Raw genomic sequence first — 21,049 nt, 5'->3', positions numbered from 1 at the left:
ACCCATTCCCCCACCGTGGAGGATGTACGGCAGATGGCCGGGGCCGACGACGCCCCGCCCGTCTTCTACCAGACCGAAGCGGATCATCACGATCACAGCTCCGGCGGCACGATGCTGGGCTTCTGGATCTATCTGATGAGCGACGCGCTCATCTTTGCGACCCTGTTTGCCACCTATGGCGTGCTCAGCACCGGCTATGCCGGCGGCCCGGCGCCCTTCCAGATCTTCGATCTGTCGCTGGTCGCGCTGAACACCGCGATGCTGCTGATCTCCTCGATCACCTGCGGCATGGCGATGATCGCGATGGAGCGCGGCAACAAGCAGGGCACGCAGCTCTGGCTGGCGATCACCGCGCTGTTCGGCGCTGCGTTCATCGCGATCGAACTGTACGAGTTCGCCGAGCTGATCCATGAAGGCGCGACGCCGATGCGCAGCGCCTTCCTGTCGGCCTTCTTCACGCTCGTCGGCACGCACGGCCTCCACGTGTTCAGCGGCCTCATCTGGATCCTCGTGATGATCGTCCAGGTGGGTCAGCGCGGCCTCATTCCCGAGAACCGCCGCCGCCTGATGTGCCTCAGCATGTTCTGGCACCTGCTCGACGTCGTCTGGATCGGCGTCTTCACCTTCGTCTATCTGCTCGGAGTTCTGCGATGAGCACGCCCCACGCCCCGGCGCATGCGTCGGCCCACGCCCATGATCAGCACCATGACGGGCCGCCGCCCGATGGTGGCCACGGCCACGGCTCCGCCCGCGGCTATGTCATCGGCTTCCTCCTGTCGGCGGTGCTCACGGCCATTCCGTTCTGGCTGGTGATGAGCGGCACGCTGGCGACGCAGTTGACCGCGGTGATCGTGGTGGCGCTCGCCTTCGTGCAGATCATCGTGCACACGGTCTTCTTCCTGCACGTGAACCGTCAGTCGGAAGGTGGCTGGACGATGCTGACCATGCTCTTCACCCTGGTGATCGTCGCTATTGTGATCGCCGGCTCGCTGTGGATCATGTACCATCTCAACACCAACATGATGCCGATGGACGGCATCGGCATGTGATGCGGCGCGTCGCTTTCGCCGGCCTATGCCTGGCGCTCGCCATTCTGTTCGCGGGCCTGGGCATCTGGCAGGTCGAGCGACGCGCATGGAAACTCGATCTGATCGCCAAGGTGGAGGGGCGGGTCCACGCCGCACCCTCCACCCTCCCCCCGCGGGATGAATGGCAGGGCGACAACGCCTATCGCCGTGTTCAAGTGACCGGCACCTTCCTTTACGATCGCGAAACGCTGGTTCAGGCGCTCACCGCATTGGGCGGCGGCTGGTGGGTGCTCACCCCGCTGCAGACCCAGGATGGCATCATCCTCGTCAATCGCGGCTATGTGCCCGATGACCGCCGCGACCGCGCAACCCGCCAGGCCGCGCTCCCCACCGGGCCGGTCACGGTCACCGGCCTCATGCGCGACCCCGAACCCGGCGGCGGCTTCCTGCGCAGCAATGATCCGGCGGCCGACCGCTGGTTCTCGCGCGACGTGGCCGCGATCGCCCGCGCGCGACAACTGGCGCCCGTCGCCCCCTTCTTCATCGACGCGGACGACACGCCCAATCCCGGCGGCTATCCGGTCGGTGGCCTCACCGTGATCTCCTTCCGCAACAATCACCTGTCCTATGCCGTGACCTGGTTCGCGCTGGCGCTGCTGAGCGTGGCGGGCGCGGTGATGGTCCTGCGCTCGGGCCGGCGGCGCTGATGGAAGCCCCGATCCTTGCACTGACGGGCCGCCGCTCCGACCAGGCCGGATCGTCGCGTGATTCCACCGCGGCGGAGAATATGCGCCAGCTGGTGCATCTGCGCTGGATCGCCGTCGCCGGGCAGCTCCTGACGATCCTGTTCGTCGAATATGCGCTGGGCTTTCACCTGCCGCTGCTGCCGATGCTGCTCGTCATCGCGCTTCAGGCCGGCGCCAATATCATCAGCTTCGCCCTGCTCCGTACGAAGCGGGTGCCGCGGATCGCGCTCTTGTTCGGGCTCCTGTTCGACGTCGGCTCGCTGACCGCGCAACTGTCGCTCAGCGGCGGCGCATCGAACCCGTTCGTGTCGCTCTATCTGCTGCAGGTCGTGCTGGGCGCGATCCTGCTGCAAACCTGGTCGGTCTGGGTGCTGGTCGTTCTGACCGCAATCTGTTTCGCCGGCCTCACCGTGGGCAGCCGGCCGCTCGATTACCCGCCGGAGCTTGAGCCGCTGATCGGCGACCTCACCACCTTCGGCGCATGGCTCAGCTTTGTGCTCAGCGGCGTGCTGCTGGCGATGTTCGTCACCCGCATCAGCCGCAATTTGCGCGCCCGCGACGCCTATCTCGCCGATATGCGCCAGCGTGCGGCGGAGGAGGAAGGGATCGTGCGCATGGGGCTGTTCGCCAGCGGCGCGGCGCATGAACTCGGCACCCCCCTCGCCTCGCTCGCCGTCATCCTGGGCGACTGGCGCCGCCTGCCCAAGATCGCACAGGATCCCGATCTCGCCGCCGAGCTCGATGACATGCAGGCCGAGGTGCAGCGCTGCAAGGCGATCGTCACCGATATCCTCCATTCCGCCGGGGAGCCGCGGGGCGAGGCGATGGAAAGCGTCCCGGCGGGCGCCTTCCTCGCTGACATCGTCGATGAATGGCGCCCCACGCTGGCCAGCGCGCCGCTGGTGGTGGATCTGGAAGCCCTCGGCGATGCCGCGGTGGTTGCCGGCCCCGCGCTTCGCCAGGCGATCTGGAACCTCCTCGACAATGCTGCCGAGGCGTCCCCTGCCGGGCTGACGTTACGCGCCACGCGCGACGGCGAGGAACTGGTTATCGCCGTGATCGACGACGGGCGCGGCTTTACCGAGGCGCAGTTGGCCAGCCTTGGCAAACTCTACCAGTCGGGCAAGGGGGCCGGCCACGGCGTCGGCCTGTTCCTGGCCAACAACGTTGCCCGCCGGCTCGGCGGCCGACTTGAGGCGGTGAACCGCGAAGGCGGCGGTGCGGAGGTCAGGCTGGTCTTGCCGCTCGCCCCCAAGCGGCGCTGATCGCGACAATCCGCGCCGCGCGTTTTGAAAGCGACTGACGCACTGGTACACCATCGCCATGACCGATCAGCGCCGCCTCCTCATCGTCGAGGATGACTCGACCTTTGCGCGGACCCTGCAACGCTCCTTTGAACGGCGCGACTATGCGGTCTGGGTGGCGCAGGGCCCTGCCGAGATGGAGGCTGCGCTGGAAGAAGCGCATCCCGGCTATGCGGTGGTCGATCTGAAGCTGGGCAGCGCTTCCGGCCTTGCCTGCGTGGAACGGCTCCACGCCTTTGACCCCGCCATGCTCATCGTCGTCCTCACCGGCTTTGCCAGCATCGCGACAGCGGTGGAGGCGATCAAGCTTGGCGCGTGCCATTATCTCGCAAAGCCCGCCAACACCGACGATATCGAAGCGGCGTTCGGCAAGGCCGCTCTGGGGGACGCTGCCGTGCCGATCGAAGGCCGCAGCACATCGATCAAGACGCTGGAATGGGAGCGGATCAACGAAACGCTGGCGGAAACCGGCTTCAACATTTCCGAGACCGCGCGCCGGCTCGGCATGCATCGCCGCACCCTCGCCCGCAAACTGGAAAAAAAACCGCTGCGCTGAGCGCCGCGGCGTTAACATTTGGGTAAGCATTGTGACAGAAGGTCGACCCATGTCGCCCGCGCTTGAAGAAGAGCGCTTGCGCGCGCTGCGCACGCTTGAAGTGCTCGATACCGCGCCCGAAGCTGAGTTCGACGCGATCGTGGAGGGCGCGCGCCACCTGTTCGGCTGCTCGATGGCATTCGTCTCGCTGCTCGACGTGAACCGGCAGTGGTTCAAGGCGCGCTACGGCCTCGACGAAGCGGAAACGCCGCGGGATGCGTCGATCTGCCAGCATACGGTGGCCGCCAACGAAACCTTGGTCATCCCCGACACGCGCGCCGATCCGCGCTTCGCGACCAATCCCTTCGTCACCGGTCGGCCGCATATCCGCTTCTACGCCGGCGTCCCGCTGCGGATCAGCGCGGAGGACGGTCGCCCTCCACTCCCGATCGGCACCTTGTGCGTCGCTGATAATCGCCCGCAGACGCCACCTGCGGACAAGATCGCGTTGTTCGAAGGCATGGCGCGGGTGGTAGAATCGATCCTGTCGACCCGCCGGATCAGCAATGACCGGCTGCGCCTCGCAGTCGAGCGACAGGAGGCGCTGGTCGAGATCGAGCGTGCCCAGCGGCTGCTCCAGCAGGCCGAACGTATGGCGCGCATCGGCTCGTGGCGGCTCGATCTGCAGACTGGGCGGTCGCACTGGTCGGCGCAAACCTACGCCATCCATCATTTGCCACCCGACACCGACACTGCGGCGATCGAGCCCATGTCCTTCTACGCGCCGGGCGATCGCGCGCTGCTGCAACAGGCGCTCGTCGCCTGCAAGGCAGAAGGCCGCTCCTGGGACCTGGAGCTCGACTTCATCAACGCCGATGGCGTGCAGCGCCGCGTTCGCACGATGGGCGAGCCGGAACTGCGTGACGGCAAGGTTGTGGCAATGATCGGCGTCATCCAGGACATCACCGAACGCTACAAGGTCGAACGTCGGCTGCGGGCGTACGCGCTGACCGACGATCTCACCGGTCTTGCCAGCCGCCGCGCCTTCAACGAGCAGATTGACGAGGCGATCGTCAGCGCGCGGGAACACTCCTCCCCCCTCGCGGTGGCCATCATCGACCTCGATCGGTTCAAGGAGGTGAACGATCGCCTCGGGCATCCGGCGGGCGATGAAGTTCTGCGCGTCGTCGCTGCCCGGCTGCGCGCCGCGGATTATCTTGGCGATTATCTTGCTGCCCGCCTCGGCGGTGACGAGTTCGTCGTCCTCCTGCGCGGCACCCATGCGCGCGAGCGGCTGGCGGAGGGGATCGGTATCCTGCTGTCCGAGTTGCGCCACACGGTCAGCGCCGATGATCGGGAGATCACCGTGTCGGCCACGATCGGCGCCTGCGTGCTCGATGATGCGCACGCCGACCGCTCGACGCTGCTGAAGGGAGCGGACGAGGCATTGTACCGCGCCAAGCGGGGCCGCCGCGGCACCGGCGCGATCGCCGGTCAGCCGCGGTTGCTGGCGCCATCCGACAGCAGCGTCGCGGAACCCGCCCGCTAGCGCCGCGCGGCCGCCCGCGTCACGACAGCGGCCGCCACTTGCCCTTCCGACGGCTGGTCAGATGGATCATGCCGCACCGGTCGCAGCGATACGGCCATAGCGGCAGATCATGCCCCTGCGCGAAATCGATCGCCTCCCGCGTATCGGCGAACCTGCGCTTGCGCCGGCAGATACTCAGCCTCGTCCGCACCCCGGCCCCACCATCCTGCGTTCGGCACGCCCCTTACGCCGCTGTCCGCGCCGACGCTACGCAGCCACGCTTGCGGCGTAGCTCTTTTCCTCGATCAGGTCGGATTCCAGCGCCCGGTTGATCTCGCGCTTGATCGCCGCCCGCTCGTCGTTGCGCTGGTACACCGCGCGCGCCAGACGGACGAACTCGGCGCCAAAATCGCGCGCCGCCTCCTGTTCGCGGATCGCGTCTTCGATTTCCCAAAGCGTCTCGTTGACCCGCTTCAGCGCCTCGACCAGCGCGGCGACTCCGCTGCGGTTCAGCACCTGGGCGCCGATCGCCCGCAGCAGGCGATATTCACGCAGCACATTCTCCCGCGCCTCGGCACGGGCGATCCGGTCGCGCTTGATCTCCAGGATCGTGATCTTGTCGAGCAATTCACCCCAGGAGACGGGAACCGACGGTGCCGCAATCGTTGCCATGGTCCGACCTTTCGTTGTTGATGAGGGGGGCGTTGCGCGCCACCAGCGCGGCGTGGACGCGGGCGATCACCCCCGCCCAATCGCCGGGCGATTGCTGCACGAACAGGCGCATGCTGGGATACCAGGGGGTGACGGTCGCCGCCGGGTTCCAGCGCCAGTCCGGCTCCGCCTTCAGCAACAGCCAGGTCGGCCGCCCCAGCGCACCGGCAAGATGCGCGATCATCGTGTCCACCGTGATGACGAGGTCGCACGCCGCCACCAGTGCGGCGGTCTCCTCCATGGTGAAGGCGCAGCCCTCGGGATTGAGCACCGGCAGCGGCGATGCCTCGGGCACCAGCGTTACGCACCGGTTCGCCTCCGCGATGCCGCGCAGCAGCAGCGGATCGAACGAGCGTCCCGGATCCCAATCCCCACCCTGGTGGCACAGCCCGATCACGCCGGTCGGCAAGACATCGGGCATCACGCTGAGGTAGGGGGTGGCGACCACGTCGGGCCGGCATAGCAGGGCGAAGGGAAGCTCGGTAATCTCGATATCGCACTCCGCCGGAGGAAGCGGATCGGCATGGTCGAACGGCGCCAGCGTCACCGCGGGATCGGCACTGGCCAGCAGCGAATGGAGCCGCTCGGGCGCCTCCACCGTCACGCGCCGTGCTCGCGACGTGAGCGCCGGCAGGAAGCGGGCAAATTGCAGCGTGTCTCCCAGCCCGTGATAGCATCGCACCAGCACATGACGCCCGTCAAAGGGTCGCCCGTCCCACACCCAACGTTGATGATAGGGCAGCCGCGGGTCATCGCGGGTTGCCGGATCACGCGCGGCAAGATCCCGCGCGGACAGCGCCCAGGCGCGCGCATAGTCGCCCTCGCGCATCGCCGAAATCCATTGCTGGGCGCCGTTGTCCATCAACAAAGCCGAATGTCGCGGACCGCCCACCGGTTCCATCGCGCGTCAACGCGCCGGCCAGCGGGAACACCTTCAAACTCCGTTCGTTAAGCGAAACGAGGGGCCTGCGCACAGGTGCAGATGCCCGTCACTCGTCATGGCGCCGCATGTCGCGGGCCGACATCCAGGGGGCGCGATGCCGGTAGCCAATCGTTCGGACGATCAAAGACCGTATGACACCCTCAGGAGCAGCATCGCTGCGCTCGCGCCGTGGTTCCACAATATCGATCTGAACGGCGTCGCAACCGCGCCCGATCATTTTCTCGGCAATTACCCGGCGGACAAATTCGCGCGGTTCGCCTCGATCGTTCCGGCCGATCTCACCGGCAAGAGCGTGCTCGACATCGGCTGCAACGCCGGCTTCTACTCGGTGGAGATGAAACGCCGCGGCGCGGAGCGGGTAGTCGGCATCGACAGCGACGATCGCTACCTCGCGCAGGCGCGTCTCGCGACCGATGCGCTCGGCTTCACCGGCGTCGAGTTCCGCAACCTGTCGGTCTATGACGTGGCCGCGCTGGGCGAGACGTTCGACCTCGTGATCTTCATGGGCGTCCTCTACCATCTGCGCCATCCGCTGCTGGCGCTGGACCTCATCCGCGAGCATGTCGCGCGCGACGCCATGCTGTTCCAGACGCTGCAGCAGGGCTCGCCGGAGATCGCCGATGTGCCGGAGGATCACCCCTTCTTCGAACCGGGCACCTATCGCCAGCCCGCCTACTTCGACGCGCCCGGCTATCCCAAGATGCATTTCATCGAACGGCAGTTCGCCGGCGACTGGACGAACTGGTGGGCGCCCAACGCTGCCGGCAGCCAGGCGATGCTGCGCGCAGCCGGCTTCTCCGTCGAGGCGCAGGCCGATGGTGACGTTTATTTCTGCCGGGTCGCACCGGTGCCGTTCGGCCAGCATGGCCCGGCGGCGGTCTATCCAGCCAAGGGGGGTACAGGTTCGTGATCGAAGCGGCGATGATCTGGAATGAGCCGAACAACAAATCGCACTGGGATCCGGAGATCGATCCCGACTGGTCGTCCTATGCCGATCACGTGATCCGCGCCGGCAATGCTATCGCCGCGATCAATCCGGCGGTCACCCGCGTGCTGGGCGGCATGTCGCCGATCGACCCGCAATGGGTGAACCGGATGCGGGCGCATGGCGCGCTTGATGCGGTGGACGTCATCGCCGTGCACGGCTTCCCGCTCGACTGGAACCTGTGGTCGATCCACGACTGGCCCAAGAAGATCGCCGAGATCGAGGAGGTCGTGACCGACAAGCCGATCTGGGTGACCGAGGTCGGCGTGGGCTCGTTCGGGGCAGAGGAAGTGCAGGTCTTTGGCGTCGAAAAGACCGCCGAGTTGCTGATCGGCCGCGTGCCCAACGTCTATTGGTATTCGCTGTTCGATCTGCCCCAGGCATGGGGCGCGACCACCCGCCACCGCGAGGCGGAAGGCTCCAGCTATTACCGCCATTTCTACATGGGCCTGATCCGCGAGGACGGGACGCCAAAGCCGGCGCTCGACGTCTATGCCCGGCACGCGGCCGACATGGGCCTGATGCAATGGTTCCACTTCGAGGATCCGCGGTTAGACGAGGCCGTCGACTGGCTGAAGCGGCTGGGCACGCGCAAGTTGCGTACCGGGCTCAGCTGGGCCGATCGCTTCCGCCCCAATGCGCTCGACTGGTTCGACCGCCAGATGGAGGCGCTGGCCGAGTTCGAGGTAACCGTCACCTTCTGCTTCACGCCCGAGCATCTCGGCGTCCAGCCGCATCACACCAGCCCGGCGCGCGATCCGCAGATGTTCGCTGATTTCTGTGCCGAGATGATCGATCGCTACGCGCCCGCGCAGTCCGGCGCCGGTCAGGCCTCGCCGCTCAAGCTCGTCGCCTCGGCCTGAGGGGCGCGCATATGAAGCCCCGTATCGGGTTCCTCGGCACCGGCTGGATCGGCCGGCACCGCATGGCTGCCATGGTGGCGACGGGGGCGGTCGATGCCGTTGCGGTCTGCGACCCCTCGCCCGAATGTATCGCGGAGGCGGCCACCATCGCCCCCACGATCCGCATCGTCGACACGCTCGACGACATGCTCGCGCTCGACATCGACGGCGTGGTCATCGCGACTCCAAGCGCGCTTCATGCCGATCAGTCGATCCAGGCGCTTCGGGCGGGGAAGGCCGTCTTCTGCCAGAAACCGCTCGGCCGAACCGCAGCGGAGGTGGATGCAGTGATCGCCGCCGCCCGCGCCGCCGACCGGCTGCTCGGCGTCGACCTGTCGTATCGCCACACCGCGGGGATGGAGGCGATCGCCGGCCTGATCCGGGAGGGCACGCTGGGCGATATCTTCGCGGTCGATCTCACGTTCCACAATGCCTACGGCCCGGACAAGCCGTGGTTCTACGATCCGGTCCAGTCGGGCGGCGGCTGTGTGGTCGACCTCGGCGTCCACCTCGTCGATCTCGCGCTCTGGACGCTCGGCTTCCCCAAGGCGAGCGACGCCCATGCCGCGCTTTATGCCGGGGGACAGCCGCTCCACCCCGGCTCGGTGGAGGATTATGCCAGCGCCAGCTTCACCGCGGGCGGCGCCACCGTCCGCCTCACCTGTTCCTGGCGCCTCCACGCGGGGCAGGATGCGGTGATCGCCGCCGATTTCTACGGCACGCAGGGTGGGGCTGGCTTCCGCAATGTCGGCGGCAGCTTCTATGATTTTACCGCCGATCATTTCACCGGAACCGCCACTCACCGCCTGACCGACGGGCCGGATGATTGGGGCGGCCGTGCCGCCGCCGCCTGGGCGCAGCAGCTTGCGCACAGCCACCGTTACGATCCCGCCGCGGATCATTTCGCCCGCTCCGCGGAGGTGCTCGACCTCATCTACGGGCGCTAGACGGCATGGCGGCGCGCCCGGGAGGTCCACGCAAGGTCGGTGTCCTGACCTTCCACCGCTCGATCAACTACGGCTCCTACTGGCAGGCGCGCTGCCTGGTGGAGGGGCTGCGCGCGCGCGGGCTGGATGCCGAACTGCTGGATCACCGCTCGCGCTGCGTGGAATGGCGCGAGGCGCGCAACGCCTTTCAGCCGACCCTGCCGACGCGCACCGATCCGCGACATTTCGCGGCGCTTGGCCGCAAGACCCGCGCCTTGATCGCCGCGGTAGACGCCTTGCCCCTGTCGCCGCCCTTCCCGCTGCGAAACCCGGCGCAGGCCCCGCATTATGACGCCGTGGTGGTCGGCAGCGATGAAGTCTGGAACTTCCGCCACCCCTGGTATTCGGGCGAGCCGATCTTCTTCGGTGATCGCCTCCCCACCGATCGGCTCGTCTCCTACGCCGCCAGCGTCGGCAACCACGACGTGGCCGACGGCATCGACGGCCCGTGGCTCGATCGACTTCGCCGTTTCGATGCGCTGTCGGTGCGCGACGAGAACAGCCGCGCCCTGCTCGCCCCGCTTGCCGCGGACCGGGGGAAGGCTGCGGCCGGCCCGCCCCTCGTGCTCGATCCCTGCCTCCAGTTTCCCGGCGTCATTCCCGACGCTGCAGCCTCAGGTCCGGGCCGCTACGCCCTCATCTACGGCCACAGCTTCCCCGACTGGTACACCGCGCAGCTGCGGCGCTGGGCCGATCGCAGCGACACCCGCCTGGTCGCGGTAGGCTACCCCAGCCCGATCGCGGACGAGGGCAGGATCGATGCCGGCCCGGCCGAATTTTCCGCTCTGTTCGCCGGTGCCGCCGCAGTCGCGACCAATTTCTTCCACGGCTGCGTCTTTGCGATCCGACACCACCGCCCGTTCGTCTGCGCCGCCTCACCCTATCGCCGCAACAAGGTGCAGGATCTCACCAACATGCTTGGCCTCGAACGGCACCTCGTCACGGCGGCGGTGAGCAACGATGATTTCGCCGACCGCCTCGGCGCCCTCCCCGCCGGCCTGCCCGATCGCCTCGCGACGGAGCGGGCCAGCTCGGCGCGCTTCCTTGATCATGCCCTCGCCTGAGGCGCTCACCCCCGCCGACATGGTCGAATCCGGCCTGTGCATCGGCTGCGGTGGCTGCGCGACCCGCGGCATGACATGGGACCGCTACGGCCAGCGCAAGCCAAGCACCGCCACGCTGACGGATCACGAAGCCGGCCACGCCCCGCCGCCCGCCGCCTTTGCGGCCACCTGCCCCTTCTCGCCCGCCGCCCGCGACGAGGATCAACTCGCCCTCGCCCGCTTCCCCGCCGCGCATCACGATCCCCGCCTCGGCCGCTACGAGGCCAATTATGTGGGCCACGCCGATCAGCCGCCTTTTCGGGAGCGCGGCAGCTCCGGCGGCATGGTCAGCTGGGTCGCCGCCGACCTGCTTGCTTCCGGGGCAATCGACGGCGTCGCGCACGTCATCCCGTCAACGGGCGATCGCCTGTTCCATTACCGCATATCGCGCACCGCCGATCAGATCCTGGAGGGGGCGCGCTCGCGCTACTATCCCGTCGATCTGGCGGAGGTTCTGGCCGAGATCCGCGTTACCCCCGGCCGCTACGCAATCGTCGGCGTGCCTTGCTTCATCAAGGCGGTCAGCCTGCTGCGGGAGCAGGATCCCGTCCTGAACGACCGCATCACCCATCTTCTCGGCCTGTTCTGTGGTCATATGAAAAGCGCCGCCTTTGTCGACAGTTTCGCCTGGCAGCTGGGGGTTGAGCGCGACACCGTGCGCGCGGTCGAGTATCGCCGCAAGGATCCCGATCGCCCCGCCAATTGGTACACCGCGCACCTGACGCTCGATGATGGCACGGCCCGCTGGCAGGACTGGTTCCACCTCGCCGATGGCGATTGGGGCGCCGGCTTCTTTCAGAACAGCGCCTGCGATGCGTGCGATGACGTCGTGGCCGAATGTGCCGATGTCTCCTTCGGGGACGCCTGGGTGGAGCCCTATTCCTCCGACGGCCGCGGTACCAATGTGGTGATCGTCCGTTCGCCTGAGATTGCGGCGCGCATCGCCGCCGCCATCACCGACGGCCGTCTCGCGCTGACGGACGTTGATGCGGATTTCATTGCCGGCACGCAGGCCGCCGGCTTTCGCCAGCGTCGTGAGGGGCTGGCGTATCGCCTCACCTGGCAGAAACGCCGCGTCACGCCGGTAAAGCGCGTCGCGCCCCGCGCTACGGACCACCCGCCCCGCCGCCGCGCCATCTACCGCACCCGCGCCGCGATCGCGCGCTGGAGCCACCGCATGGCATGGCTCGCCAGGCGCCTGAACCAGCCGTGGATCTACACCCGCTGGGCCGCCGCCAGCCTCTACGTCTACCAGGCACTCGCCTACAAACGCGGCCGCCTCGGGCGCCTTCTCGCCCGCCTAGACGGCGCAGAGGGCTGAGCCCAGCCGCCGCCAAGGCGAGCCCTTTTCGCATCAAACGCTGGGCCGCGCCGCGGCAAAGACACCGGCGGGGTCCGCACCCTCATGCAGCCGCGGTCAGCCGTGGAACGTGCCGCCATCACCCGCTTGCACGCCATGTGGCAGTTTTATCACAAAAAATCTTAAAGTCCCGTTTTTGGACAACAGTCTATTGCGATCAGCCGCCAAAACGGCTTCTCGGGCTCTCCCGCATTCAGGGAATTGAAAAAAAGAGGGTTTTTAGTCGATGCGTACTTTCCACTGGTTGTCAGCGACTGCGCTGGCGACCGCCGCCGTCATGTTGCCGGGCGTTGCGCTGGCGCAGAGCGAGCCCCAGTCCGGCGATGCGTCGACTGTTGGTGCCGCTACCGGTGAGCAGGAAGCTGATCAGTCCGGCGAAGCGATTGTCGTTACCGGTTCGCGTATCCGTCGTCCCAACGACGATTCGCCGACGCCGATCACGACGTTTGATTCGCAGCAGATTTTCTCGACCGGTCGCGTCGCGGTTGGCGACGCGTTGAACCAGCTTCCGCAGTTCCGTTCGTCGCTCGGCTCGCAGAACTCCACCTCGGGCCTCGGCGTTCGCGGTGTGAACTTCCTCGACCTGCGCTCGCTGGGTCGCGCTCGTACGCTGGTGCTCGTCAATGGCCGCCGCCATGTGTCGGCCGACATCATCAACAACGGCAACGCCGTCGACATCAACGCGATGCCGACCGACCTGATCGAGAACATCGAAGTCGTCACCGGCGGTGCGTCGTCGGCCGTCTACGGTTCGGACGCGATCGCGGGTGTGGTCAACTTCAAGCTGAAGCGTGACTATGACGGTATCGCGCTTCGCGGTCAGACCGGCATCAGCGACTATGGCGATGCGGGCAACCAGTATCTCTCGCTCGTCGCCGGCAAGAACTTCGCCGACGGCCGCGGCAACATCGCGTTCAACGCCGAATTCGCCCATCAGAGCGACTATTACGCATCGGGCCGTCCGAACCTGCGTCAGAACGACGCCTTCATCGTTGTCGACACTGACACCGGCGCTGCGTTCGACGATCGTCCGGATCGCGTTTTCTACCGTGACCTGCGCGGCGCGACGATTTCGCTGGGTGGTCAGCTCGGCTTCCGTCAGGGCGCCAACCCGGGTTGCGGCGTCGACGCCGTCGGCTCGGCCTTCACCTGCGGCTACCTGTTCGACCGCAATGGCAACCTGACGCCGCAGACCGGCGAGCGGGTCGGCCTGGGCCCGAACGGCAACTACATCGGTGGCAATGGCACGACGAGCCGCGAAGGCCGCCTGACCGCGCTTTCCCCCGACGTGAAGCGTTACGTCTTCAACGCGCTCGGCCATTTCGAAGTGTCTGAGGGCTTCGTCCCCTTCTTCGAAGCCAAGTACGTCCGCACCGAAGCACGCGGCTCGCAGAGCGGACCGTTCTTCTCGCAGGGCCAGACGCTCTCCGACGGCGTGGCGATCGCAGGGTTCACCGACCGGTCCTACTCGAACGCGGGATCCGGCTCCGTCAACCGTGAAGGCATCCGCCTCGACAACCCGTATCTGAACGCGGCTGCCCGCGCGACGATCGCTGGTCAGCTTCGCAACTCGATCGTTTCGGGTGTGAACCCGAACACGGGCGCCGCATTCAGCGGTGCGTCCGCCGCCGCCAACCAGGCAGCAGCGCTGGCCCAGGTCGATGCCGGCACCTATCGTTTCAGCCTGCGTCGCAACTGGCTCGACCTCGGCATCCGCGACGAGCAGATCGAGCGTGATACCTTCCGCATCGTCGGTGGTGTCCGCGGCGATTTCAACGACGACTGGACCTACGAAGTTTCGGTGAACTACGGTGAGCACCGCGAGAACAATCTGATCGTCGGCAACGTGAACACCCAGCGCTACCTGCTGGCGCTGGACACGACGCGCAACGCCGCTGGTCAGATCGTCTGCCGTGCGCAGGTCGACGGCGCCTATGCCGGCAGCGACCTGGGTGGCAATCCGGCACAGCTCGCGGCCGATATCGCCGCCTGCGTCCCGCTCAACCCGTTTGGCGAGGGCTCGGTCAGCCAGGCCGCGCGCAACTACATCCTGTCGCCGACCGAAGCATCGGGCAAGGCAACGCAGCTGGTCGTCAACGGCTTCGTCGCGGGTGATTCCAGCCAGCTGTTCGAACTGCCCGGTGGCCCGGTCGGCTTCTCGGTTGGTGGCGAATATCGTCGCGAAACGCTGACCTATGACCTCGATCCGCTGACTCAGGCGGGCTACAACTTCTACAACGCAATCCCGAGCTTCCGCTCGCCTGCGTTCGAAGTGAAGGAAGCGTTCGGCGAATTGTCGATCCCGCTTCTGAAGGACGTGTTCCTGTTCAAGGAACTGACCATCTCGGGTGCGGCCCGCGTCGCGGACTACACCGGTTCGGTCGGCACGGTCGTGGCGTGGAACGGCAATGCCACCTGGCGCCCGGTCGACGACCTGCTGCTGCGTGGTGGTTACTCGCGCTCGGTGCGTTCGCCGTATCTGGGTGAGCAGTATTCGCCGCTCGGCCAGAACTACACCGCTGCTCCGAACGATCCGTGCTCGGCGCGCAACATCAACACTGGTTCCGCAACGCGCCCCGCGAACTGCGAGGCGGCCGGTCGTCCGGCAGGTTATGACTTCGTCTACACTTCGTCGCTGGAAATCCAGAGCGGTGGCAACCGTCAGCTTGAGGCGGAAACGTCCAACTCGCTGACGCTGGGCGGTGTCTTCTCGCCGCGCTTCGTGCCGGGTCTGTCGCTGTCGGTCGATTACTACGACATCACGGTCAACAACGTGATCACGTCGCCGACGGTCCAGCAGGCCTTGAACGCGTGCTACGACGCACCGAACCTGAACAACCAGTTCTGTGATCTGTTCACCCGCGCTGGCGCCAATGGTGGTCCGAACGGCGAAGAAGCGTTCCGGGTCATCGAGGGATCGTTCCAGGATCTTCCGCAGAACTATGCCCGCTTCAAGACGCGCGGCATCGACACGCAGCTCGCGTATAACCGCGACTTCGGCTTCATGCGGGCGAACTTCAAGGCGGTCTGGACTCACCTGATCCAGCTCGACCAGTTCACCGATCCGTCGCGTCCGGAATTCAAGAACGTCCTGACGAGCGAGCTCAGCTATCCGAAGGATCAGGTGATCGCGTTCACCGACCTGCGCTTCGGCAAGTTCACGCTCGGCCACACGATCCGCTGGATCGACGGCATGTATCTGAACACCTTCGAAGACTATAACAGCGTGAACGGTCAGCCGCCGCAGAACCCGGACTATGCGACGATCCGCAAGTATCCGTCGGTTGTGTACAACGACATCCGCTTCGGCGTCGACGTGGAAGACAATTTCACGCTCGACTTCGGCGTCAACAACGTTGGCGACGTCAAGCCGCCGTACGGTCTGACCGGCATCACCACCGGCTCGGGTATCTACGACAACCGCGGCCGCTTCTTCTACGCGGGCTTCCGCGCCCGCTTCTGATCCCTTTACAGGATCGGACTATCTGGGGGGTCGGCCATGCCGGCCCCCTTTTTTTGTGCCACGAGCCGGTTCGTCGTTCCGCCTTGGAGGTGTTGAGGCGCCCCACAGCGGCTGACGACTGACAGGACCCTGCCGGGAGGGACGCCAAAGATACCTTCCAGTCACCCGCTGGCATCCCCCGCCCCCGCTTCCTACATCTCCGGTCTATCCTCCCGACCGGAACGGAAGTAGAACTAAACGCATGCTGACTCACATCTCCGTCCGCGGCGCGCGCGAGCACAATCTGAAGGACGTAAGCGTCGATATCCCCCGGGATACGCTGACGGTGATCACTGGCCTCTCCGGCTCGGGCAAGTCGAGCCTCGCGTTCGACACCATCTATGCCGAGGGTCAGCGCCGCTACGTCGAGTCCCTGTCCGCCTACGCCCGCCAGTTCCTCGAACTGATGCAGAAGCCGGACGTCGATCATATCGAGGGGCTCTCGCCTGCGATCTCGATCGAGCAGAAGACCACCAGCCGCAACCCGCGCTCCACCGTCGCGACGGTGACGGAGATCTACGATTACATGCGCCTCCTCTGGGCGCGTGTCGGCATCCCCTATTCGCCCGTCACCGGGGAGCCGATCGCGGCGCAGACGGTCAGCCAGATGGTCGACCGCGTCATCGCGCTGCCCGAAGGCACGCGGCTCTACCTCCTCGCGCCGGTCGTGCGCGGCCGCAAGGGTGAGTATCGCAAGGAAATGGCCGAGTGGCAGAAGGCCGGCTTCACCCGCGTGCGGATCGACGGCGAGATTCACGAGATCGAGGACGCGCCTGCGCTCGACAAGAAGTACAAGCATGACATCGAGGTCGTGGTCGATCGCCTCGCGGTGAACGCGGACATCGCCACCCGCCTCGCCGACAGTTTCGAGACCGCGCTGAAGCTCGCCGACGGCCTTGCCTATGTCGATCTCGCCGACGGCGTCGTGCCGGGGCGCGAGGATGAGGCCGCGTCCGGCGGCGCGATGAAGAACGCCGGCATCCCCGCCAACCGCATCGTCTTCTCCGAGAAGTTCGCTTGCCCGGTCAGCGGCTTCACCATCGCCGAGATCGAGCCGCGCCTCTTCTCCTTCAACGCCCCCCAAGGCGCCTGCCCGGCCTGTGACGGCCTCGGCGAAAAGCTGATCTTCGACGAGGATCTCGTCGTCCCCAACCACGCGCTCACCATCAAGAAGGGCGCCGTCGTCCCCTGGGCGAAGTCCAACCCGCCCTCACCCTATTACATGCAAGTGCTCGGCTCCCTCGCCCGCGCCTATGATTTCAGCCTCGACACCCCCTGGGCTGACCTTCCGGAGGAGGTGCGGAACATCATCCTCCACGGCACCAAGGGCAAGGCGGTCACCCTCACCTTCATCGACGGCAAGAAGAGCTACGACGTCAGCAAGCCGTTCGAGGGGGTCATCGGCAACCTTAACCGCCGCATGCTCCAGACCGAGAGCGCGTGGATGAAGGAGGAACTGGGCAAGTACCAGTCGTCCCAGCCGTGCGAGGTCTGCCACGGCGCCCGCCTGAAGCCCGAGGCGCTGGCGGTGAAGGTCGCGATGCAGGACATCAGCCACGCCACCCACCTCTCGGTGGTCGACGCGCTCGCCTTCTTCACCGACCTGCCCAATCACCTGAACGACCAGCAGCGCGCCATCTCGGAGCGCATCCTGAAGGAGATCGTCGAGCGGCTGGGCTTCCTCAACAACGTCGGCCTCGACTATCTCAACCTCGATCGCACCTCCGGCACCCTGTCGGGCGGCGAGAGCCAGCGCATCCGCCTCGCCAGCCAGATCGGCAGCGGCCTCTCCGGCGTCCTCTACGTCCTCGACGAGCCCTCGATCGGCCTGCATCAGCGCGACAACGACATGCTGCTCGCCACGCTCCGCCGCCTGCGCGATCTCGGCAACACCGTGCTCGTCGTCGAGCATGACGAGGATGCGATCCGCACCGCCGATTACGTGATCGACATGGGCCCCGGCGCCGGCGTCCACGGCGGCCAGATCGTCGCCCAGGGCACGCTCAAGCAGCTCCTCAAGTCCAAGGGCAGCGTCACCGCCGATTACCTCAACGGCACCCGCGAGGTCCCCCTGCCGGCCAAGCGCCGCAAGGGCTCGGGCAAGAAGCTGACGGTGCACAACGCCACCGCCAACAACCTCACCGGCGTCACCGCCTCGATCCCGCTCGGCACCTTCACCTGCATCACCGGCGTCTCCGGCTCGGGCAAGTCCAGCTTCACCATCGACACGCTCTACGCCGCCGCCGCGCGCCAGCTGAACGGCGCGCGCATCCTCGCCGGCAAGCACGACAAGGTCACCGGGCTGCAGCATCTCGACAAGGTGATCGACATCGATCAGTCGCCGATCGGCCGCACCCCGCGCTCGAACCCGGCCACCTATACCGGCGCCTTCACCCAGATCCGTGACTGGTTCGCCGGCCTGCCGGAGGCGCAGGCGCGCGGCTACAAGCCCGGCCGCTTCTCGTTCAACGTCAAGGGCGGCCGGTGCGAGGCGTGCCAAGGCGATGGCGTGCTCAAGATCGAGATGCACTTCCTCCCCGACGTCTACGTCACCTGCGACGTGTGCCACGGCGCGCGCTACAATCGCGAGACGCTGGAGGTGAAGTTCAAGGGCCATTCGATCGCCGACGTGCTCGACATGACGGTCGAGGACGCGGCGGAGTTCTTCAAGGCCGTGCCCCCGATCCGGGACAAGATGGCGATGCTGGTCGAGGTGGGCCTCGGCTACATCAAGGTTGGCCAGCAGGCGACGACGCTGTCCGGCGGCGAGGCGCAGCGCGTGAAGCTCGCCAAGGAACTCTCCCGCCGCGCCACCGGCAACACGCTCTACATCCTCGATGAGCCGACCACGGGCCTCCATTTCGAGGACGTGCGCAAGCTCCTCGAAGTGCTCCACGCCCTCGTCGAACAGGGCAACACCGTGGTGGTGATCGAGCACAATCTGGACGTCATCAAGACCGCCGACTGGGTGCTAGACCTGGGGCCCGAAGGCGGCGTCAAAGGCGGCGAGATCGTCGCCGAAGGCCCGCCGGAAGTGGTGGCGGCGGAACCGCGGAGCTTCACGGGCAAGTATCTGGCGCCGTTGCTGGGGAAGCGTGAGGCCGAGGCAGCGGAGTAGGACGCCCTCTTTTCCGCTCCATATGCTTGCAAGTTGCTTCCAGAGTTGCGTTTTCGGCTAACGATGCTCAAGTAGCAATATATACATATACGCTACGAGGGGAAGTAGATGTCGGTCGATCCTACCGCGGCACGTAAAATCTACTTCTTTCGGATTGAGCACTTTGCCGAGTATGGCTACCTTCTTCCCGGCGCCTTTGAGAAGATTGAAAACTTACCGTTTAACGATCAGGGTCGTTACATGGTTATCGATGCCAGATCCGGGGCTCGGCTATGCGTGTTCCCGGATTCTCTCGACTACCCAATTCGCCTTAGATTCGGAAGGACACGAAGAAACCACCTTCCTGAAATTGAGAAGAGCGGCAAGCTGGAAGCCCTTAACCTTGATGAGGAGGCGGGCCTTATCGACCTAGGCCACCTAATCATATTCGATGATGGACACGTCGCGGCAGAGTGGAACCCGGAAGGCCCCAAACTTCAGCGACTAGCGCAATACTTGACTGCAAAGGGCGATATAAAAGGCTCGATAAAGTTCCGGAACCTTTTTGAACGTGACATTGTAGATGTTGTTAGAAATCTAGGAGCCGTGCGCGTCCTTGATATAGACCTTCCCCCAGACGCAGTTGAGCTTGCACGTCAGGCGCATGAAAGCCTAGCGACAGCCATTCGTTCAGCCGAAAAGATGGGCGCCACAAAGAAAATTGGACTGACACTTACAGCTGAATCAGGCAGCGCTAAGCTGTCCTCAATAGCCCTAAAGCTAGCCGAAATCATCCAAGGTTCTCCGCACGAGAGGCGAAGGTTTAGTGTTATAAAAGCAACCGGAACTGACAGCGCATCGAGCCTTACACGTTACGTAGACATACTCGAAGACAAGCTAGTGGTTGGCGAGATGTTTCCAAAGCGGGACGCGCGTTCGCGCGCCCTAGATAGCGACGAAGCCTACCGCTTGATTCATCGCAGCTATCTCCAGATGCGGCCCAAGCTAGAAAGCGCCGCCACATCGGGAGATTTATGAACTTCTACTTCAAATTTCGAGCAGCCCTCGATTGGCTTTTTGCGATTTCAGCTGCACTGTGTGTCTATTCTGTCAGCTGGATAGATTCCCCCTTTGCGATGCCCACCGAAATGATGAGGCAGCAGCTTGGTATGGCCATATTGGGCGCCGCGACTTCATTGCTCGGATTCGTGCTTGCCGGAAGCACATTCCTCATGTCTCACTTGCAGTCTGAAGCGTTCCTTGTACTTCGTCGCTCTAGGTCTTTTTATCAGCTGCCGGATCTGGTTTCGTCAAACATTTGGCGCTTGTTCTCGCTTAGCGTCGTATCGGCGTTAACTCTATTAGTAAAAGACTCGTTTTCGACAGAGGCACTCACAGCGCTGGCTCTTTGTGCAACCTTGTCGTGTGTTGCTTTAGCCGCCTTGCTTTGGGTCATAGTTAGGATTTATGCCATACCGCTGGGAGACTAGCCGCCCAGTGTGCGACATTTGCTCCGCATCACAATGCCACTTCCATGCGCGGAGTCCCGATCGTCCGCGCCTGACACCCCCGCCCACCCTCGCGAAGCGCCGTGATCACGTCGGGGTCGAACTGTAGCATTACCTGACGCTTGTTCGCGCCACGCAGCGGCGGGCGCCGCGTACGACGCCTTTCGGGCTGAGATAGCCGCCGCCGACCCCACGACCTCTCCGCCGGCGCGCGTTTCCACCACCTCGGCCAGTTCCCCCGTCAGTTCCGGCGCGTCATCCGGATCAATCCCCTCCGACATGTTCAACCTCCCACTGATCCATGCGCCGCGTCGAAATCACCCGAACGCCATCGTCAGCGGAACCACCGCGATCGCCCTCCGTTGGCCCTGTCCCACGCCCCAGCCTTCGGAGATTAACATGGATTACAAGAAGTTAGGCTTCGGCCTCGGCCTGTTCTCAATCGCGCTCGGCGTGGCGGAGCTGGTCGCGGCGCGGCGGATCACGCGCTCGCTCGATGCCGAGGGGCATGAGACATTGGTCAAGGCATTCGGCGCACGCGAATTGCTCGCCGGCGCCAACCTGCTCGCCGCCCCCGCCGTCGCCACCAATGTCTGGAACCGCGCCGCCGGGGACGTCATGGATATCGCCGCCGCCGGCGCCGCCGTCCGCAACAGCCCGAAGAACCGCGCCGCCTGGGGCACGCTGGCCTTTGTCGTCGGCGCGCTGGTGCTCGATACCTGGGTCGCGCGCGGGCTGGACAAGCAGACGGGCAAGACCTTCCCCGTCGACGCCGGCCCCCTCGCCGCCTAGGCACTCCCCGCGGCAGGAT

The 21,049-nt window shown here is 65.5% G+C and carries 17 protein-coding genes and 1 pseudogene; 15 read left to right on the top strand and 3 right to left on the bottom strand.

Annotation, left to right across the window (positions count from 1 at the left end; genetic code table 11):
• Positions 1-33 precede the first annotated feature (33 nt).
• From cyoC to XM50_RS07285, 6 genes are read left to right on the top strand one after another with little or no spacing between them, the layout of a single operon-like run.
• Positions 34-654, top strand: a complete 621-nt coding sequence (gene cyoC / locus XM50_RS07310; protein WP_197075459.1) for a cytochrome o ubiquinol oxidase subunit III — start codon at positions 34-36, stop codon at positions 652-654.
• Positions 651-1,049 carry a cytochrome o ubiquinol oxidase subunit IV gene (gene cyoD / locus XM50_RS07305; protein ID WP_046408632.1) on the top strand — a complete coding sequence of 133 codons (399 nt, stop codon included), beginning with the start codon at positions 651-653 and terminating at the stop codon, positions 1,047-1,049. Before cyoC ends, cyoD begins: the two co-directional genes overlap by 4 nt.
• Positions 1,049-1,735, top strand: coding sequence for an SURF1 family protein (locus XM50_RS07300; RefSeq protein ID WP_046408631.1), 687 nt, complete (start codon positions 1,049-1,051; stop codon positions 1,733-1,735). Before cyoD ends, XM50_RS07300 begins: the two co-directional genes overlap by 1 nt.
• A complete protein-coding gene (locus tag XM50_RS07295; RefSeq protein ID WP_046408630.1) occupies positions 1,735-3,039 on the top strand; it encodes an ATP-binding protein in 1,305 nt (434 codons plus the stop codon). The genes XM50_RS07300 and XM50_RS07295 overlap by 1 nt, the downstream gene beginning before the upstream one ends.
• A 58-nt stretch (positions 3,040-3,097) precedes the next feature.
• Entirely contained in the window at positions 3,098-3,634 is a 537-nt protein-coding gene (locus tag XM50_RS07290; protein WP_046408628.1) for a response regulator transcription factor, read from the top strand.
• Positions 3,635-3,683: 49 nt separating this feature from the next.
• Positions 3,684-5,162 (top strand): sensor domain-containing diguanylate cyclase, encoded by a 1,479-nt coding sequence (locus XM50_RS07285; protein ID WP_046408626.1) that lies wholly within the window; start codon positions 3,684-3,686, stop codon positions 5,160-5,162.
• Between the two features lie 246 nt (positions 5,163-5,408).
• On the opposite strand, the gene XM50_RS07280 is transcribed toward XM50_RS07285, so the two are convergent.
• Positions 5,409-5,813, bottom strand: coding sequence for a DUF6165 family protein (locus XM50_RS07280; protein WP_046408625.1), 405 nt, complete (start codon positions 5,811-5,813; stop codon positions 5,409-5,411).
• On the bottom strand, positions 5,770-6,714 hold the full coding sequence (locus XM50_RS07275) for a glycosyltransferase family 9 protein (RefSeq protein ID WP_082102857.1): 945 nt from the start codon (positions 6,712-6,714) through the stop codon (positions 5,770-5,772). The genes XM50_RS07280 and XM50_RS07275 overlap by 44 nt, the downstream gene beginning before the upstream one ends.
• A gap of 175 nt (positions 6,715-6,889) precedes the next feature.
• On the opposite strand from XM50_RS07275, the gene XM50_RS07270 reads away from it, so the two are divergent.
• The 8 genes from XM50_RS07270 to XM50_RS20055 all read left to right on the top strand — a co-directional run bounded on the left by XM50_RS07270 (position 6,890) and on the right by XM50_RS20055 (position 19,768).
• Positions 6,890-7,705 carry a TIGR04290 family methyltransferase gene (locus tag XM50_RS07270; protein ID WP_046408624.1) on the top strand — a complete coding sequence of 272 codons (816 nt, stop codon included), beginning with the start codon at positions 6,890-6,892 and terminating at the stop codon, positions 7,703-7,705.
• Positions 7,702-8,643, top strand: a complete 942-nt coding sequence (locus tag XM50_RS07265; RefSeq protein ID WP_046408623.1) for a glycosyl hydrolase — start codon at positions 7,702-7,704, stop codon at positions 8,641-8,643. The genes XM50_RS07270 and XM50_RS07265 overlap by 4 nt, the downstream gene beginning before the upstream one ends.
• Before the next feature lie 11 nt (positions 8,644-8,654).
• Positions 8,655-9,629 carry a Gfo/Idh/MocA family protein gene (locus XM50_RS07260; protein WP_046408621.1) on the top strand — a complete coding sequence of 325 codons (975 nt, stop codon included), beginning with the start codon at positions 8,655-8,657 and terminating at the stop codon, positions 9,627-9,629.
• A 5-nt stretch (positions 9,630-9,634) separates the two neighbouring features.
• Entirely contained in the window at positions 9,635-10,732 is a 1,098-nt protein-coding gene (locus XM50_RS07255) for a polysaccharide pyruvyl transferase family protein (protein WP_046408620.1), read from the top strand.
• Positions 10,719-12,092: a Coenzyme F420 hydrogenase/dehydrogenase, beta subunit C-terminal domain gene (locus XM50_RS07250; RefSeq protein ID WP_046408618.1), complete on the top strand. Its 1,374-nt coding sequence runs from the start codon at positions 10,719-10,721 to the stop codon at positions 12,090-12,092. Before XM50_RS07255 ends, XM50_RS07250 begins: the two co-directional genes overlap by 14 nt.
• A 265-nt stretch (positions 12,093-12,357) precedes the next feature.
• Positions 12,358-15,594 (top strand): TonB-dependent receptor domain-containing protein, encoded by a 3,237-nt coding sequence (locus XM50_RS07245; protein ID WP_186313907.1) that lies wholly within the window; start codon positions 12,358-12,360, stop codon positions 15,592-15,594.
• 241 nt (positions 15,595-15,835) lie between these two features.
• Positions 15,836-18,751 (top strand): excinuclease ABC subunit UvrA, encoded by a 2,916-nt coding sequence (gene uvrA / locus XM50_RS07240; protein WP_046408616.1) that lies wholly within the window; start codon positions 15,836-15,838, stop codon positions 18,749-18,751.
• 108 nt (positions 18,752-18,859) lie between these two features.
• Positions 18,860-19,768, top strand: a complete 909-nt coding sequence (locus tag XM50_RS20055) for a DUF6731 family protein (RefSeq protein WP_156167200.1) — start codon at positions 18,860-18,862, stop codon at positions 19,766-19,768.
• A 480-nt stretch (positions 19,769-20,248) separates the two neighbouring features.
• On the opposite strand, the pseudogene XM50_RS20800 reads toward XM50_RS20055, so the two are convergent.
• Positions 20,249-20,434, bottom strand: a pseudogene (locus XM50_RS20800) (BrnA antitoxin family protein); the annotation flags it as partial.
• 203 nt (positions 20,435-20,637) lie between these two features.
• Between XM50_RS20800 and XM50_RS07235 the strand changes: the two are divergent.
• Positions 20,638-21,030 carry a hypothetical protein gene (locus XM50_RS07235; protein WP_046408675.1) on the top strand — a complete coding sequence of 131 codons (393 nt, stop codon included), beginning with the start codon at positions 20,638-20,640 and terminating at the stop codon, positions 21,028-21,030.
• Positions 21,031-21,049: the final 19 nt, after the last annotated feature.

The sequence above is a fragment of the Sphingomonas sp. Ag1 genome (genome assembly GCF_000980895.1).
GTDB classification, from domain to species: domain Bacteria; phylum Pseudomonadota; class Alphaproteobacteria; order Sphingomonadales; family Sphingomonadaceae; genus Sphingomonas; species Sphingomonas panaciterrae.
The sequence above is the reverse complement of the archived record's forward strand: the minus strand, read 5'-3'. Positions and strand labels throughout refer to the sequence as shown.